At 67.7% G+C, this 16,352-nt stretch carries 19 protein-coding genes; 9 read left to right on the forward strand and 10 right to left on the reverse strand.

Translation table 11 applies throughout. The annotated features are described in order from the left end of the window. The first annotated feature begins 130 nt into the window (after positions 1-130). From IHD13_RS10200 to recO, 9 genes are all read left to right on the forward strand, one after another. Complete coding sequence (locus tag IHD13_RS10200; protein WP_195860941.1) at positions 131-790, forward strand: sigma-E factor negative regulatory protein; 660 nt, start codon at positions 131-133, stop codon at positions 788-790. Continuing rightward, positions 790-1,758, forward strand: a complete 969-nt coding sequence (locus IHD13_RS10205) for a MucB/RseB C-terminal domain-containing protein (RefSeq protein ID WP_230086243.1) — start codon at positions 790-792, stop codon at positions 1,756-1,758. Before IHD13_RS10200 ends, IHD13_RS10205 begins: the two co-directional genes overlap by 1 nt. Position 1,759: 1 nt before the next feature. Beyond that, positions 1,760-2,206, forward strand: coding sequence for a SoxR reducing system RseC family protein (locus IHD13_RS10210; RefSeq protein ID WP_195860942.1), 447 nt, complete (start codon positions 1,760-1,762; stop codon positions 2,204-2,206). Positions 2,207-2,265: 59 nt separating this feature from the next. Beyond that, positions 2,266-3,681, forward strand: a complete 1,416-nt coding sequence (locus IHD13_RS10215) for a DegQ family serine endoprotease (RefSeq protein WP_195860943.1) — start codon at positions 2,266-2,268, stop codon at positions 3,679-3,681. Positions 3,682-3,852: 171 nt separating this feature from the next. Next, positions 3,853-5,670: a translation elongation factor 4 gene (gene lepA, locus IHD13_RS10220; protein WP_195860944.1), complete on the forward strand. Its 1,818-nt coding sequence runs from the start codon at positions 3,853-3,855 to the stop codon at positions 5,668-5,670. A 10-nt stretch (positions 5,671-5,680) separates the two neighbouring features. Then, positions 5,681-6,484, forward strand: a complete 804-nt coding sequence (lepB, locus tag IHD13_RS10225; RefSeq protein WP_195860945.1) for a signal peptidase I — start codon at positions 5,681-5,683, stop codon at positions 6,482-6,484. Positions 6,485-6,555: 71 nt separating this feature from the next. Continuing rightward, a complete protein-coding gene (gene rnc / locus IHD13_RS10230; protein WP_195860946.1) occupies positions 6,556-7,245 on the forward strand; it encodes a ribonuclease III in 690 nt (229 codons plus the stop codon). Further along, positions 7,242-8,141: a GTPase Era gene (era, locus tag IHD13_RS10235; protein ID WP_195860947.1), complete on the forward strand. Its 900-nt coding sequence runs from the start codon at positions 7,242-7,244 to the stop codon at positions 8,139-8,141. Before rnc ends, era begins: the two co-directional genes overlap by 4 nt. Positions 8,142-8,254: 113 nt before the next feature. Beyond that, positions 8,255-8,959 (forward strand): DNA repair protein RecO, encoded by a 705-nt coding sequence (recO, locus tag IHD13_RS10240; protein WP_195860948.1) that lies wholly within the window; start codon positions 8,255-8,257, stop codon positions 8,957-8,959. 122 nt (positions 8,960-9,081) lie between these two features. Here recO and IHD13_RS10245 read toward each other — a convergent pair whose 3' ends face one another. The 10 genes from IHD13_RS10245 to IHD13_RS10290 form a co-directional block, all read right to left on the reverse strand. Further along, positions 9,082-9,351, reverse strand: a complete 270-nt coding sequence (locus tag IHD13_RS10245) for an HPr family phosphocarrier protein (RefSeq protein ID WP_195860949.1) — start codon at positions 9,349-9,351, stop codon at positions 9,082-9,084. Next, positions 9,338-10,261: an RNase adapter RapZ gene (gene rapZ / locus IHD13_RS10250; RefSeq protein ID WP_195860950.1), complete on the reverse strand. Its 924-nt coding sequence runs from the start codon at positions 10,259-10,261 to the stop codon at positions 9,338-9,340. The genes IHD13_RS10245 and rapZ overlap by 14 nt, the downstream gene beginning before the upstream one ends. Positions 10,262-10,299: 38 nt before the next feature. Then, positions 10,300-10,788 carry a PTS sugar transporter subunit IIA gene (locus tag IHD13_RS10255; RefSeq protein WP_195860951.1) on the reverse strand — a complete coding sequence of 163 codons (489 nt, stop codon included), beginning with the start codon at positions 10,786-10,788 and terminating at the stop codon, positions 10,300-10,302. 6 nt (positions 10,789-10,794) lie between these two features. Beyond that, the gene (gene hpf, locus IHD13_RS10260) at positions 10,795-11,103 is read right to left on the reverse strand and encodes a ribosome hibernation-promoting factor, HPF/YfiA family (RefSeq protein ID WP_146802330.1); all 309 of its coding nucleotides are present in this window, start codon (positions 11,101-11,103) and stop codon (positions 10,795-10,797) included. Between the two features lie 165 nt (positions 11,104-11,268). Beyond that, positions 11,269-12,687, reverse strand: coding sequence for an RNA polymerase factor sigma-54 (locus IHD13_RS10265; protein WP_195860952.1), 1,419 nt, complete (start codon positions 12,685-12,687; stop codon positions 11,269-11,271). A gap of 178 nt (positions 12,688-12,865) precedes the next feature. Beyond that, a complete protein-coding gene (gene lptB / locus IHD13_RS10270; protein WP_195860953.1) occupies positions 12,866-13,591 on the reverse strand; it encodes an LPS export ABC transporter ATP-binding protein in 726 nt (241 codons plus the stop codon). Positions 13,592-13,599: 8 nt separating this feature from the next. Next, on the reverse strand, positions 13,600-14,106 hold the full coding sequence (gene lptA / locus IHD13_RS10275; RefSeq protein WP_195860954.1) for a lipopolysaccharide transport periplasmic protein LptA: 507 nt from the start codon (positions 14,104-14,106) through the stop codon (positions 13,600-13,602). Positions 14,107-14,143: 37 nt separating this feature from the next. Continuing rightward, positions 14,144-14,722, reverse strand: a complete 579-nt coding sequence (gene lptC, locus IHD13_RS10280) for an LPS export ABC transporter periplasmic protein LptC (RefSeq protein WP_195860955.1) — start codon at positions 14,720-14,722, stop codon at positions 14,144-14,146. After that, entirely contained in the window at positions 14,709-15,278 is a 570-nt protein-coding gene (locus IHD13_RS10285) for a KdsC family phosphatase (RefSeq protein ID WP_195860956.1), read from the reverse strand. Before IHD13_RS10285 ends, lptC begins: the two co-directional genes overlap by 14 nt. Before the next feature lie 70 nt (positions 15,279-15,348). Next, positions 15,349-16,329, reverse strand: coding sequence for a KpsF/GutQ family sugar-phosphate isomerase (locus IHD13_RS10290; protein WP_195860957.1), 981 nt, complete (start codon positions 16,327-16,329; stop codon positions 15,349-15,351). Positions 16,330-16,352 lie beyond the last annotated feature (23 nt).

Here is a 16,352-nt window from a genome sequence, read left to right on the forward strand (position 1 = left end):
CAGAGGAAGTGCCAAAGGTTGCGACAATTTCGCGCAGGGTGACCCGGTCGCCCGCGAGTAACGCTGGGGGGCCGTCGGGCCCGGGACCGTTCATAGGCATTATGCCGTGTCGAGTGTGAGGGTAGAGGTAATGAAGCAGAACACGCGGGAGTCATTGTCCGCCTTGATGGACGATGAGGGTGACGATCTGGAGTTGCGCCGTGTCCTGAAGTCGCTGGAGAGCGAGCCGCAAGCGGCCGATGCCTGGCGACGTTATCATCTGGCCCGCAGCGTCATGCGCCGTGAGCCCGAAGTGGCCTCCGATACTGACCTCTCCGCCGGTATTCTGGCCCGCCTCGAAGGCGAGCCGGCGCCCGGTCGAGCGGTCGCAGCACCGCGGCGAGGCCTCTTCTCCTGGGCCGGTCGCGCCGCCGTGGCCGCCGGGGTCTCCCTGGCGGTGATCACCGGGGTGCAGGTCTATAACAGCCAGGAGGTGGCCGGTCCCGAGATGGCCGCCAGCGAGGCGCCCGCCGCGGCGAGCCCCGCGACGGCACGTCCCTCTCTGGTGGACCTGCCGCTCTTCCAGGGGCAGGGCGGCGCTCAGGCCGCCGGCTCGCCGCTGATGACGGTGGGCGCCGAGTCTCCCTGGCTGACGCCCAATTCGCGGCAGTCCCAGCGCAATGACCAGCAGCAGGCGTTGATCCTGCAGTCCTACCTGGATCGCCACGCCCAGGGCAGTGCCTATCGCAGTGGCGATGCCTGGATGCCCCTGTTGCGCGCTTCCGGTAACGAGTGGCAAGGGCAGCGCTGATGCAGGCATGGCCATGGAAGCGGCTCGGTCAGGGCATGTTGCTGGGCCTCTCCCTGGGTTGGGGGAGCCTGGCCCAGGCCGATGAGCCCGGTTTCGACTGTCGGGTACTGGATGCCACGCCGGTCCCGGACACGCCGGCGGCCTGGTTCGAGCGCAGCCTCTGGGCCAATCACTGTTACCTCTTCGAGGCGCGGGCGGTGCGTATCAGCGGCGAGGGGGTGCGCGCCCTGGCGCTGAGCCATCAGGTCGAGGATGGCCTGCAACGGGAGGTGGCCCACTACCTGGACGGGCCACCCCAGACCTATGAGCGCCTGGGGCGCATCGGCCGTGGCGGCTGGGCCGAGCCCGGCAGCGAGGTCCCCGCCTCGCCGGATGCCATCATGGCCCATCTCGATAATTTCTACCGCCTGCGCCTGGCCGGCGACGAGCGGGTGGCCGGTCGCGATGCCCAGCGCCTGGATATCGAGCCCCTGGATGCCATGCGCTATGGGCAGCGCCTGTGGCTCGATCGCGACACCGGCCTGCCCCTCAAGCAGGAACTCCTCGACGTGGAGGGGCGGGTCCTGGAGACCTTCCAATTGACCGAGCTCGAACGGCCCCGCCTCTATGATGGCCGGGTGCGTCTCGACGCCTTGCGTGAAGCCCCCCCCGAGACCTGGCGCCCCGGCTGGTTGCCACCGGGCTATGTGGCTCAGCCGGTGGTCACCACCAGCAGCCTGCATGGCGAGCGGGTGGGGCACCGGGTCTATAGCGATGGCCTCTCCAGCCTGAGCCTCTTCGTCGAACCCTTGACCGATGAGCACCCGCGCCTGGCCCCCGGGCTGCATCGCCTCGGGATCTCCTATGCGGCGGTTCATCACCGCGAACTGGGGGGACGCCCCATGCAGATCGTGGCCCTGGGCGAGGTGCCGCCCCGGGTGCTGTTGCAGGTGGTGGAGCGCCTGCGATGGCAGAGCGAGGAGCCGTGAGATGGACGCCGCGTCTCGGTTACTGATCGCCGAGGGGCAGGTGGTGGCCCCCTTCGAAGGGGGCGCCTGGGTCGAGTTCACTCCCCTGGCGGGCTGCCGGGGCTGTGCCGCCAGCCAGGGGTGTGGCACCGGTCTCTGGGCCCGCTGGCGGGGTAGTCGCCCCCGGCGCCTGGCCATCGATAGCGACCGGCCCCTCGCTCCCGGGGAGCGGGTACGGGTGGCCCTGCCGGCCCGAGGCCTGGTGCAGGGGGCTCTCGTGCTCTATGGCTTGCCGCTGGTCGCTGCCCTGGGGGGCGGCGCCTGGGGCGAGGCGCGCTTCGGTGCCGACAGTCCCGTGGTGATCCTGGCCCTGGGGGCCGGGCTGGCCCTGGGGGCTGGCCTGACTCGCCTGGTGGCCCGCTACCATGGTGCCCGCTACCGACCCCGGCTGCATGAGCCGCCCGGCTAGGCGTTTTCCCTTGGTGTTGGTCGTGGTTTCTCTCGTCTCGATTATCGCAGGAGCCTTTCATGCAACCCATTCGCCATCTCGTCTCCGCTTGGCTACTGATACTGGTCACCCTGTTGGCCTGGTCTTCGGCCCAGGCCCGTGAGTTACCCGATTTCACCACCCTGGTGGCGGAGGCCGCCCCCGGAGTGGTGAACATCTCCACGACCCGGGTGGTGCCCTCCCGGCAGCAACAGTTCTACGGGCCCGGCGAGGAGCTGCCGGAGATCTTCCGGCGCTTCTTCGGTGACCAGTTCCCGATGCCCCCCGGGGGCTCCGGGCGCGAGCGGGGCCAGGAGCGCCACTCCCTGGGCTCCGGCTTTATCATCGATGCCGACGGCTACATCCTGACCAATGCCCATGTGGTGGAGGGCGCCGACGAGATCCTGGTGCGCCTCAATGACCGTCGCGAGCTTCCGGCCGAGGTGGTGGGAGCCGATCCCCAGACCGATGTGGCCCTGCTCAAGGTGGCGGCCGAGGGGCTGCCGACCCTGGCCCTCGGCGATTCCGATGCCTTGCAGGTGGGCGAGTGGGTGGCCGCCATCGGCTCGCCCTTCGGCTTCGATCACTCGGTGACCGCGGGTATCGTCAGCGCCATCAACCGCACCCTGCCGCGGGATGCCTATGTGCCCTTTATCCAGACCGACGTGGCCATCAACCCGGGCAACTCCGGGGGCCCCCTGTTCAACCTGGATGGTGAAGTGGTGGGCATCAACTCCCAGATCTTTACCCGCAGCGGCGGCTTCATGGGGCTCTCCTTCGCCATTCCCATCAATGTGGCGATGAATATCGCCGACCAGCTGCGTGCCGATGGTCGCGTCAGTCGCGGTTGGCTGGGCGTGGTGATCCAGCCGGTCTCCCGTGACCTGGCCGAGTCCTTCGGCCTCGACTCGCCGCGGGGCGCCCTGATCGCCGATCTCGACCCCGAAGGGCCGGCACGCCGCGACGGCGTCCAGGCCGGGGACGTGATCGTCGCCGTGGATGGCGAGGAGGTGGAGCGTTCCAGCCACCTGCCGCGGCTGATCGGCCGGGTCAGCCCGGGCAACGAGGTGGCGCTGACGGTGATGCGCGATGGTGCCGAGCAGGAACTGACGGTGACCGTGGGCGCCTGGCCGGATGCCGAGTTGGCCAGCGCCGCCGGCAAGGAAGAAGGCGCCGGACGGCTGGGCCTGGTGGTCGGTGAGGTCGGCGCCGCCGAGCGCGAGCGCCTGGGCATCGAGGCCGGCGTCCGGGTGCGCCAGGTCGATCCCGATGGCGCCGCCTACGAAGCGGGCATTCGCGGTGGCGATATCATCGTCTCGGTGGATCACCGCCCCATTGCCTCCGCGGATGACCTGGTCGCCGCGGTGGCGGATCAGGAGGGCGGTCGCGCGGTGCCGGTGCGCCTCTATCGAGACGGGCGCTCCCTCTATGTGGCGCTGCGCCTCGAGCGGCGCTGAGTCGCTCCTGGTGAGTCATCGGGGCCCCACGGGGCCCCGATGCGTCTCGGGCCTCGCTGTCCAAGCCGCGGCCATGCCGGTACAATGCGCGCATCGCTTTCGGCGCGATCCCCCGGACAGGTGGCATGGTCGTCACGGACAGGAGCGCCCACACGAATCGGATCCGAGTGCATGAGCAGCCAAGACACCCGTAAAGAACTCAGTCATATACGCAACTTCTCCATCATCGCCCACATCGATCATGGCAAGTCCACCCTGTCGGATCGGATCATCCAGCTGTGTGGCGGCCTGAGTGATCGGGAGCTCAAGGAGCAGGTCCTCGACTCCATGGACATCGAGCGGGAGCGGGGCATCACCATCAAGGCCCAGTCGGTGACCCTCGACTACCAGGCCGAGGACGGCAACACCTACCAGCTCAACTTCATCGATACCCCCGGGCACGTGGACTTCTCCTACGAGGTGTCCCGCTCGCTCTACGCCTGCGAGGGGGCCCTGCTGGTGGTGGACGCCGCCCAGGGCGTCGAGGCCCAGTCGGTGGCCAACTGCTATACCGCCGTGGAGCAGGGCCTCGAGGTGCTGCCGGTACTCAACAAGATGGACCTGCCCCAGGCCGACCCGGACAAGGTCTCCCAGGAGATCGAGGAGATCATCGGCATCGATGCCACCGACGCCTGCCAGGTCTCCGCCAAGAGCGGCCTCGGCATGGAGGCGCTGCTGGAGCGCCTGGTGCGCGATATCCCGCCGCCCAAGGGGAATCCCGATGGCCAGCTGCAGGCGCTGATCATCGACTCCTGGTTCGATAACTACCTGGGGGTGGTGTCCCTGGTGCGGATCTTCGACGGTACCCTCAAGAAGGGCGAGAAGATCCGCATCAAGTCCACCGGCCGCGACTGGCAGGCCAACGAGGTGGGCATCTTCACGCCGCTGCGCAAGGAGACCAATGTGCTGCGGGCCGGCGAGGTGGGCTTTATCGTCGCCGGCATCAAGGACATCCACGGGGCCCCGGTGGGGGATACCATCACCCACGCCAAGACCCCGGACGTGGAGCGCCTGCCCGGCTTCCAGAAGGTCAAGCCCCAGGTCTATGCGGGGATGTTCCCGGTCAGCGCCGACGACTACGAGGACTTCCGCGACGCCCTGGAGAAGCTGGCGCTCAACGATGCCTCCCTCGAGTACGAGCCGGAGAACTCCGATGCCCTGGGCTTCGGCTTCCGGGTCGGCTTCCTCGGCACCCTGCACATGGAGATCATCCAGGAGCGTCTCGAGCGCGAGTATGATCTCGACCTGCTCACCACCGCGCCCACCGTGGTCTATGAACTGGCCATGAAGAATGGCGAGGTGCGCTACGTCTCCAACCCCTCCAAGCTGCCGGACATGGCCGACGTGGAGGAGATGCGCGAGCCCATCGTCCGGGCCAGCATCCTGGTGCCCCAGGAGTTCGTCGGCAACGTCATCGCCGAGTGCGAGAATCGCCGCGGCACCCAGAAGGACATGCAGTTCCTCGGCAGCCAGATCCAGCTGATCTACGAGCTGCCCATGTCCGAGGTGGTGATGGACTTCTTCGATCGCCTGAAGTCGATCTCCAAGGGCTATGCCTCCCTGGACTACAACTTCGAGCGCTTCGAGGCCGCCAAGCTGGTGCGCCTGGATGTGCTGATCAACGGCGACCGGGTGGATGCCCTGGCGGTGATCATCCACCGGGATCATGCCCACTCCCGGGGGCGCATCCTGGTCGAGAAGATGAAGGAACTGATCCCGCGGCAGATGTTCGACGTGGCGATCCAGGCCGCCATCGGCGGCCAGGTGGTGGCCCGCTCCACCGTCAAGGCGCTGCGCAAGAACGTCACCGCCAAGTGTTACGGTGGCGACGTATCCCGCAAGAAGAAGCTGCTCGAGAAGCAGAAGGCGGGCAAGAAGCGCATGAAGCAGGTGGGCCGGGTGGAGATTCCCCAGGATGCCTTCCTGGCGGTACTCAAGGTCAATGACTAGGAAACATTGAATGGACTTTTCGCTGTTGCTGGTGGTGGCCGTGGCCGTCACCGGCCTGATCTGGCTGGCCGATCGGCTGTGGTGGCGGCGTGGCCGCCTGGCGCGTCTGAGCGCGGTGGAGGCCGAGGCCCAGGAGCCCCTGGCGGGCGAGGCCCGCGAGCGGTTGCTCAAGGAGCCCTGGCCCGTCGACTATGCGCGCTCCTTCTTCCCGGTGCTGCTGGTGGTGCTGGTGGTGCGCAGCTTCCTGGTGGAGCCCTTCCAGATCCCCTCCGGTTCCATGCGGCCGACCCTGGAGGTGGGCGACTTCATCCTGGTCAACAAGTACGCCTATGGCCTGCGGCTGCCGGTGACTCACACGCGTATCGTCGAGCTGGGCGAGCCGCAGCGGGGCGATGTGATGGTGTTCCGTTTCCCCAGTGAGCCCTCGGTGAATTTCATCAAGCGGGTGGTGGGGCTGCCCGGCGATCGCGTGCGCTATGAGGGCAAGCAGCTCTACATCAACGGCGAGGCGGTGCCCAAGACGCTGCTGGAGGAGGGGCCGGCCACGGCGCCCCGGGAGCTGCTCCTCGAAGAGCGCTTAGGCGAACGCGGTCACCTTATCTACAATAATCCTCAGGACCCTGGCCCGCAGGTGCGGGAAGTGGTGGTGCCCGAGGGGCACTACTTCACCATCGGCGACAATCGGGATCACTCCAACGACAGTCGCTACTGGGGTTTCGTGCCGGAAGCGAATATCGTCGGCCGTGCCTTCGCGGTATGGATGCACTGGGACGGCGGCCTGCCCAGCTTTACCAGCGTGCGGCGGATTCAGTAATCAGGGGGGGAGCCCCCGATGGTTCGCGGCCCGACCGCGAGCCATCCGACAAGCAACAGAGCAGGAGTTTCGTGAGCAACCCCCTGAAGGATTTCAGCCGTCGCATCGGCCACTCGTTCGGCGATATCGCCCTGCTGGAACTGGCCATGACCCATCGCAGTTACGGCGGCAAGAACAACGAGCGGCTCGAGTTTCTCGGCGACTCCATCGTCAACTTCGTGATCGCCGAGGCGCTCTTCCGGCGCTTCCCCGAGGCCCGCGAGGGCCAGCTGTCGCGGCTGCGGGCGCGACTGGTCAAGGGCCAGACCCTGGCCGAGCTGGCCCGGGAGTTCGAGCTGGGCCAGTGCCTGCGGCTCGGCTCCGGCGAGATGAAGAGCGGCGGACACCGCCGCGACTCCATCCTCGCCGATGCCGTGGAAGCGGTGATCGGCGCCATCTTCCTGGATGCCGGCATGGACGTGGCCAAGGCCCGGGTGCTGGCCTGGTACGGGACCCGCCTGGAGGCCATCGACCTGCAGGATACCCAGAAGGACCCCAAGACTCGCCTGCAGGAGTTCCTGCAGTCCCGCCAGTCGCCGCTGCCCCGCTACGAGGTGCTGTCGGTGGAGGGCGAGGCCCATGCCCAGACCTTCACCATCGAATGCCAGGTGGAGATGCTGGATGTCCCCACCGTGGGCGTCGGTTCCAGCCGTCGCTTTGCCGAGCAGCAGGCCGCCGAGCAGGCCCTGGCCCAACTCGAACCCAAGGGAGCCCGGTCATGACCCAGACCTGTGGATTCGTGGCCATCGTCGGTCGCCCCAATGTGGGCAAGTCGACGCTGATGAACCGTATCCTCGGCCAGAAGGTGTCGATCACCTCCCGGCGACCCCAGACCACCCGCCATCAGGTGATGGGCATCAAGACCGAGGGGGAGGCGCAGTTCATCTACGTGGACACCCCGGGGATGCATATCATGGCGAAGGATCGCAACAAGGCGATCAATCGCTTCATGAACCAGGCCGCCACCCAGGCGCTGCGGGACGTGGACTGCGTGGTCTTTATCATCGATCGCACCCGCTGGAGCGACGAGGACCAGGTGGTATTGGACAAGCTGGCCCAGGTCAAGGCGCCGGTGATCCTGGCGGTCAACAAGGTGGATTGGCTGGAGGACAAGGCCAGCCTGCTACCCTGGCTGGCCAAGGTGGGCGCCAAGCGCGATTTCGCCGCCATCCTGCCGATCTCCGCCAAGCACGGCACCAATGTGCCGGAGCTGGAGGCGGAGGTGGCCAAGCACCTGCCGGAGAGCATCCACTTCTATCCGGAAGACCAGATCACCGACAAGAGCCAGCGCTTTCTGGCCGCGGAGCTGGTGCGCGAGAAGATCATGCGTCAGCTGGGCGACGAGTTGCCCTACCAGATGACGGTGGAGATCGAGGAGTTCCGCGACACCGGCAAGGTGATCCATATCAGTGCCCTGATCCTGGTGGAGCGCCCCGGGCAGAAGAAGATCCTGATCGGCGACAAGGGCGAGCGCATCAAGCAGATCGGTCGCGAGGCGCGTCTGGAGATGGAGCGGGCCTTCGGTGCCAAGATCATGCTCAATCTCTGGGTCAAGGTGAAGCGCGGCTGGTCCGACGATAGCCGGGCGCTCAAGAGCCTGGGCTACGATCTGGACTAAGCCCCAGCGACAAGAGGCGAGGACCCCCGAAAGCCACAAGGGGCGACAAGGCCCCTTGCCCATAGGGCTGGATGCAGGCTGCCTTGTCGCTTGCTGCTACCGAAGGATCGTCCATGCAGCCACAACCCGCCTTTCTGCTGCATAAGCGCCCCTACCGGGAGACCAGTGCCCTGGTGGAGCTGATCACCCTGGACCACGGTCGGGTACGCGCCGTGGCGCGGGGCGTGCAGCGTCCCGGCAGCCGCAGCCGTGGGCGCTTGCAGCCCTTTACGCCCCTGCACCTGACCTGGAGCGGTCACGCCGAGCTCAAGCGCCTGGGACTGATGGAGAGCCGTGGTGCGGCGGCGCTGCTGGCCGGCGAGGCCCTGTTGTGCGGTTTCTATGCCAACGAGCTGCTGACCCGCGCCCTGCCGGTGGAGTTGCCGGTGGCCGAGGTGTTCGCCTTCTATGGGGCGCTGCTCGAGGCGTTGCCCTATCCGGAGCGTCGCGCTCCGGCGCTGCGGCGCCTGGAGCTGAGCCTGCTGGAGGCCCTGGATGCGGCGCCGATCTATGTCGACGAGCGGGGCGCCGAGCTGGACCCCCAGGGGCGTTACGGCTATCGGGCCGAGGCGCGTCACTTCGTGCGCCTCGGAGAAGGGGGCCTGGATGGGCGTACCCTGCGCCTGCTGGCCCAGGGTGACTGGAGCGAACCGGGGCTGGCGGGGCCCGCCAAGGGGCTGGCTCGGGCGGCCCTGGCCCCCCTGCTGGGCAGCCGCCCGTTGCGCTCCCGGGAACTGATGCAGCGCCTCGCCGCGACACGGGCTGCGCCCGGAGCTTGACACCACCCGGGCTGCGCCCGGAGCCGTCAGCGTCAGCCTGACGCTGGAAACGAATCGCCCCCATGACCTGGCCATGGGGGCGATTCACCTTGGGTGGCTACCCAGCTTCGGCGCGGCCGGCACTACTCCCCTTCGTCGAAGCGGGCCTCGACCAGGGCCTCCAGGGCCTCGAGAACCGCCTCGGCGTCATTGCCCTCGGCGCTGATGGTAAGGCGGCTGCCGCAGGGGGCGGCCAGCATCAGCAGGGCCATGATATTGGCGGCGTCGGCGTCACGGCCCTGGTGGGAGACCGTGACCCGGGCGTCATGCTCCTGGCAGCACTGCACCAGGCGGGTGGCGGCGCGAGCGTGGAGGCCGCGCTTGTTGATCAGGGTCAGCTCACGGCTCGGCATTCCTCGAGCTTCCTTGCAGGGGGCTGGCATCTGGCTCTCCCAGGTCGGTGTGAATGCCCAGTTCCCGATGGCGAAGACGCAGGCCCGGATAGGTGGCCGCGAAGTGTCGCGCCAGGCGCTCGGCCAGGTAGACCGAGCGGTGCTGGCCACCGGTACAGCCCACCGCCACCGTCACATAGCTGCGCCGGCTGGCCTGGTAGGCGGGCAGCCAGCGCTCCAGCCACTGCTGGATATCCAGCGCCATGGTTTCGACCTCCGGGTAGCCCTCGAGGAAGCTCACCACCGAAGCGTCGCGGCCGGTGGCCTCGCGCAGGCGCGGATCCCAGTAGGGGTTGGGCAGGCAACGGGCATCGAAGACGGTATCGGCATCCAGGGGCACGCCGCGCTTGAAGCCGAAGGACTCCAGGGTCAGGGTCAGTTGGCCGGCCTGGTGGCCCGCCACCTGTTCGGTGATGCGCGAGCGCAGGTCGTGAAGCGACAGCCGTGAGGTGTCCACCACCAGGTCGGCCAGGTCGCGGATCTCCCCCAGGGCCTGCTCCTCCCGCTCGATCGCCTCGGCCAGGGTCATCTGGCTGTTGCGGGTCAGCGGATGGCGGCGCCGGGTATGGGAGTAGCGCTCCAGCAGGATGCGGGCATCGGCGGTCAGGTAGACGATCTGGGGCTGGATGCCGCGATCGCACACCTCATCGAGCAACTGCGGGAAACGCCGCAGGGCGCCGGGCAGGTTGCGGGCATCGATGCTGACCGCGATGGCATCGTAGCGCGCCTCGTCGGCCTGCAGTTCGTCCACCAGGGAGCCCAGCAGCATGGCCGGCAGATTGTCGATGGCGTAGAAGCCCAGATCTTCCAGGGCCTGGAGGGCGATCGATTTCCCCGACCCGGAACGGCCGCTGATGATCACCAGTTGCATGGCACTCTCCTGGCTGCCTGTGTAGTGGCGCGCGTCCTTCAGGGGGCGGCGGGGGGGCCGGCGTCGTCCTGGCGCTCGATGGCCTCGATCAGGGTGTCGTAGAGCTGGCGCTGACTCTCGCAGCGGCGCAGCCGCTGGCGGGTCTCGGCGTCGTTCATGACCCCGGCGACCTGGGCCAGCAGGGCCAGATGAGTGTCATCGGCCTCCTCCGGCACCAGCAGCACGAAGACCAGGTCGACGGGCTCGCCGTCCACGGCGTCGAAGTCCACCGGCTCGGCCAGTTTCAGGAAACCGGCCAGGGGCGCCTTGCAGTGGGCATTGCGGGCATGGGGGATCGCGACGCCATGGCCGATGCCGGTACTGCCCAGGCGCTCGCGACCGATCAGTCGGCTGAAGACTTCTTGGCTATCGAGGCTGGGGGTGTTCTGAGCAATAAAGGTGCTGAAGAATTCCAGCACCCGTTTCTTGCTCCCCCCGGGGACATCGAACAGCGCCCGCTCGGGGGGAAGGATGGATTGCAGAGTCATGGAGGGTTAGCGGGCACCGGCGCCCTGGGCGCGTGCCTGAGCCTTTTCCTTGTGTTTCACCAGTTGACGGTCGAGCTTGTCGGCGAGCGCATCGATGGCGGCATACATGTCGCCATCCTGGGCTTCGGCGTGCAGGTCGGCACCGGCAGCGTGGAGTACGCAAGCGGCTTGTTGGCGTTCCTTCTCGACGGACAGGGTAAACTGTGCCGTGGTGATATTGTCGTAATGCCGCTCCAGTCGTGCGAGCTTCTCGTTCACATAGTCACGCAGTGCATCGGTCAGTTCGACGTGATGGCCGGTGATATTGACTTGCATGGCACGCTCCTCTTCCTGCGGGTGACATCTCGATTGTAACCCTTTTTCCGGCCCTGCAAACCCCTTGGCGTCGGGGATTTCCAACGCTATCGATGAGATTTTATTATCCCAATCTCATCAATGGCTTAGGGAGTATTTTTCGAGCATTGACGATGCGACTGTCGGTCAGGAGAGACGTTTTCGCTCGCTGGACGGAGGAATTCCCATGGCCTCGCGATACTTGGCCACGGTGCGTCGCGCCACCTGGATGCCGTCGTCGGCGAGCAGGGCCACCAGCTTGCTATCGGAGAGCGGCTTGCGCGGCGGCTCCTCGCCAATCAGCTTCTTGAGGCGGGCGCGGATGGCGGTGCTCGAGTGGGCGTCGCCTTCGCCACCGCCGCCGCCCACCTGGCTGGAGAAGAAGTACTTCAGCTCGAAGACCCCCCGGGGGGTGTGGATGAACTTCTGGGTGGTCACCCGGGAGATGGTCGATTCATGCATCTCTACTGTCTGGGCGATATCGGCCAGTACCAGCGGCTTCATGGCCTCCTCGCCCTGCTCCAGGAAGTCGAGCTGGCGGGTCATGATCTCCTGGCCCACCCGCAGCAGGGTGTCATTGCGGCTGGAGAGGCTCTTGAGTAGCCAGCGTGCCTCTTGCAGGTGCTGCTTCATGAAGGTGTTGTCGTCGCTCTTGTCGGCGCGCCGGATCAGTGCCGCATAGTCGGGCTGGATGCGCATGCGCGGCAGCGCCTCCGGATTGAGCTCGATGCGCCAGCCGTCGCGGGTATGGCGGGCGATCAGGTCGGGGATCACATAATCGCTGCCGGTCTCGGCATAGGCCTGGCCGGGGCGTGGGTCGAGGGCGCGAACCAGCTGGATCACCGTATCCAGCTGCTCCTCCTCGAGGCGCAGGCGGCGCCTGAGCAGCTTGCGATCATCCCCGGCCAGGGCCTCGAGAAACTGGCGCACCAGGCGCTTGGCCTGGGGCAACAGGGGCGTGTCGTCGGGGAGGGCGCCGAGCTGTAGCAGCAGGCACTCGCGCAGGTCCCGGGCGAAGACCCCGGTGGGTTCGAACTGCTGCAGGCGCATCAGCAGGGCCTCGACCTCGGCCGTCTTGAGGCCGGTGAGCCCCTGGCCACGCAGCCCCTCGGTGATCTCCTCCAGGGGCGAGGCGAGGTAGCCATTGCTATCCACGGCGTCGATCAGGCTCTCGGCGATGGCCCGCTCCCGGGGGGGCTCCAGGTCGGTCATGGCCAGTTGCCAGGCGAGGTGGTCGCGCAGGCTGGGGGTGTCGGCGTTGCGCTCGAAGTCCGGCGCCTCGCCGCCGCCGCTGGGGGCCATGTCCTGGTAGGTGTCGGACCACTCGCTGTCCACGGAGAGCTGTTCGGGGATGCCCTCGGACCAGTCGTCCTCCTTGGGCGCTTCCACCGCCTGTTCCCCATAGGCCTCGTCCAGTTCCAGCATGGGGTTGGACTCCAGCGCCTGCTGGATCTCCTGGCGCAGGTCCAGAGTGGAGAGCTGCAGCAGGGCGATGGCCTGCTGCAGTTGTGGGGTCATGGTCAGCTGGGTGCCGACTCTAAGCTGCAACGAGGGTTTCATTGCCATGGTGAGCTAGGGTTCCGTGACAAGCGTGGGACACACCCTAGCCCGCCACCGGGGTCCTTGCAAGCCTATTAGCGATGACTTCTTAGCAAGTTATGTGCCAGCCGCAATGACTATGCCAAATCGATCTTGATACTAAGACTTTCAGCGAATTGGCAGCGCCGATGGTCAGTGATGGGGGCTAGAGGCGGAAGTCCTCGCCCAGGTAGACCTCGCGTACCCGGCGATTGGCGAGGATCGCCTCGGCATCGCCCTCGGCGATGATCTGGCCGTCGCCGACGATATAGGCGCGATCGCAGATATCCAGGGTCTCGCGAACGTTGTGGTCGGTGATCAGTACGCCGATATCGCGCTGCTTGAGGGCGCGGATGATGCCCTTGATCTCGCCTACCGAGATGGGGTCGACCCCGGCGAAGGGCTCGTCGAGGAGGATAAAGGTGGGCTCGGTGGCCAGCGCCCGGGCGATCTCCACCCGGCGCCGCTCCCCCCCGGAGAGGCTCATCCCCAGGTTGTCGCGGATATGGGTGATATGAAAGTCGTTGAGCAGGGCCTCCAGGCGAGCCTGGCGGCCGGCCCGGTCCAGGTCCTTGCGGGTCTCGAGGATCGCCAGGATATTGTCGGCCACCGACAGTTTGCGGAAGATCGACGCCTCCTGGGGCAGGTAGCCGATGCCGGCGCGGGCCCGCTCGTGCATGGCCGCCTCGGAGAGGTCCCGGTCATCGATGGCCACCTGGCCCGCATCGGCGCGCACCAGGCCGACGATCATGTAGAAGGAGGTGGTCTTGCCGGCGCCATTGGGGCCCAGCAGCCCCACCACGCTGCCCTGCTCGATGGCGAGGCTGATATCACGCACCACGCGGCGGCGCTTGTAGCTCTTGGCCAGATGACTGGCGGTCAGGGTCTTCATGGCGGCCCTTACTGCTGTTCCGGGGTGAGGGTCATGCGTACCCGCTGGCGGTCGGTGCCCTCGGCGTCGGCCCGAGCCTCCACCAGGCGGCGGTCGATCCGGTACTCCACATAGGCGCCGTTGAAGGTATCGGCGCCGCGGTGCAGTTCGGCGCGGTCGATCAGCTCCACCCGCCGCTCGGCGGTATGGTAGACGATGGTGCGCCCCCAGCCCTGGATGAGGTCACCCTCGGCGGGGCGCTGCTCCAGGTAGGCGCGTTCGCCGATGGCGGTCAGGCGCGAGACCTCGCCGGCGTCGTTGCGCTGGATCGTCACCCGGGCCCCGGTGAGGCGCAGGTCGCCCTGACGGATCTCCACCTCGCCGCTGTAGACGGCGGTGCCGGCGCTTTCGTCCAGTTCCAGGCGGTCGGCTTCCACCTCGATGGGCTGGCCCTGCTGGGCCAGGGCGGGGGTGGCCAGGGCCAGCAGGCCGGCGGCGAGCCAGCCGATCAGGCGCTGGCGGCTTGGGTAACTCATGATGTGGTCCTCGTGGCAGCGGCGGGAGGCATGACGCCTACTCCTGGGCGGGCGGGTGGCTGCCGCGCACCCGGCCTTCCAGGTGCAGGCGTCCCTCGGAGAGCCAGGCCTCGAAGCGCTCGCCCTCGGTGACTTGGGGCGGGGCCTCGAAACGTGCCGGGGTGTCGCTCCAGGCGAACTGGGTGTGCGTATCCAGGTGCAACTCCTGGCTGCTGAGTTGCCAGCCGGCCTCAGGCGCATTGAGCCTGGCATCGCCACTCAGCGTCAAGCGACGATCCACCAGGAGGCCGCGCTCGCCGCGGGCGATCCAGTGGCGTCCCTCGTTATCGTAGAGGTGCGCTACCGGTGTCTGGGCACGCAGCACCTCGTCATGGGGCGTATGGGCCAGGCGCGGGCTGACCAGGCGCTGGTGGGGAAAGCCTGCGGCGTCGTAGCGCACCAGCTCTGCCTGTTCCAGGTAGTAGTCGGGCTCGCCGGCTTCGTCCTGGGGCACGGGGCCGGGCTGGCGGGGCGCGCGATCGGTGAGTATCACCAGAACGCCCCCCAGGGCCAGCAGCAGGATGAGCAGGCCCAGGCGCCGGGCCAGGGGCGTGGCCAGGCGCTCAGTGATCGTCATGGCCCTGGCCATGCAGGTAGGTGTCGATGACCGCCCCCCAGTGCCCCTGGGCCTCGAGCAGGGTGTCGCAGATTTCGCGCACGGCGCCGTGGCCACCGACCCGCTCGGTAACCCAGTCGGCCTGGCTACGGATATAGGCGGGGGCATTGGGCACGCTGATGCCGAGGCCGGCACGACGAATCGCTGCCAGGTCCGGCAGGTCGTCGCCGGCGTAGGCGATCGTTTCCCACTCCAGCTCCAGGCGCTCGACGAGCTGGGCCAGGGCGGCAAGCTTGTCCTCGCGGCCCTGGAAGACATGGGGAATGCCCAGGGCGGCGGCGCGGCGGCTGACCATCGGCGAGTCGCGGCCGGTGATCAGGGCCACCTCGACGCCGGCGCGGCGCAACAGCTTGATGCCCTGGCCGTCCTGGGTATGGAAGGCCTTGATCTCGACGCCATCGGCCTGGAAATAGAGGCGGCCATCGGTGAAGACGCCATCCACGTCCAGGGCGAGCAAGCGGATCCGGCGGGCGCGGTCCAGCAGGGTCGGGTCGAGCAGGGGAGAATCAAACGTCATGTCAGGGGTTCCTTGAGCCGAGTCGTGTCTGGTCGAGCCGGGGAGCGTCGAGCGTCATATCAGAGGCTCCTTAGATCACGCCGCTGGCCAGCAGGTCATGCATATGCAGGGCGCCGACCGGCCGGCCGGCGTCGTCCACCACCGCCAGGGCGGTGATGCGATTGTCTTCCATGACCCGGACCGCCTCGGCGGCCAGCACCTCGGCGCCGATGCGTTTGCCGGGACGGGTCATGACGTCGTCCACCTTGAGCTGGCTGAGGTCGTTGTGCTGGTCCAGGGTCCGGCGCAGGTCGCCGTCGGTATAGACCCCGGCGAGGCGGCCGTCACTGCTGACCACGCAGGTGAAGCCCAGGCCCTGGCGGGTGATCTCCAGCAGGGCGTCGCGCAGCGGGCTGCCCAGGGGCACCGTCGGCAGGCGCTTGCCCTGGTGCATCAGGTCGCCGACCTTGAGCAGCAGGCGGCGGCCCAGGCTGCCACCCGGATGCGACAGCGCGAACTCCTCGGCGGTGAAGCCGCGGGCTTCCAGCAGGGCCACCGCCAGGGCGTCGCCCATGGCCAGGGCCGCGGTGGTGGAGGCAGTGGGGGCCAGGTCCAGGGGGCAGGCCTCGCGCTCGACGCCGGTGTCCAGGTGGGCATCGGCGTGGCGGGCCAGGGTCGAGGCGGGGCGCCCGGTGAGGCTGATCAGCGGCGTGCCCAGGCGTTTGAGCAGCGGCAGCAGGGCGGTGACCTCGCCGGTCTCCCCGGAGTTGGAGAGGGCGATCACCACGTCGCCACGGGTGATCATGCCCAGGTCGCCGTGGCTCGCCTCGCCGGGATGCACGAAGAAGGCCGGGGTGCCGGTGCTGGCCAGGGTGGCGGCCAGCTTGCCGCCGATATGGCCGGACTTGCCCATGCCGGTGACCACCACGCGGCCGCGGCAGCCCAACAGCAGGCGGCAGGCCTGGTCGAAGTCGCCATTGAGGCGGGGAATCAGGGCGCCGAGGGCCTGCTGCTCCAGCTGCAGGGTGCGGCGGGCGCTGGCGCGGAAGTCGAAGTCGGGTGTCGGTGTCATGGGGGAATTGTTGCCGGTTGCGG

It is taken from the genome of Halomonas sp. 328, assembly GCF_015645095.1.
In the GTDB taxonomy this organism is placed as follows: Bacteria; Pseudomonadota; Gammaproteobacteria; order Pseudomonadales; family Halomonadaceae; genus Bisbaumannia.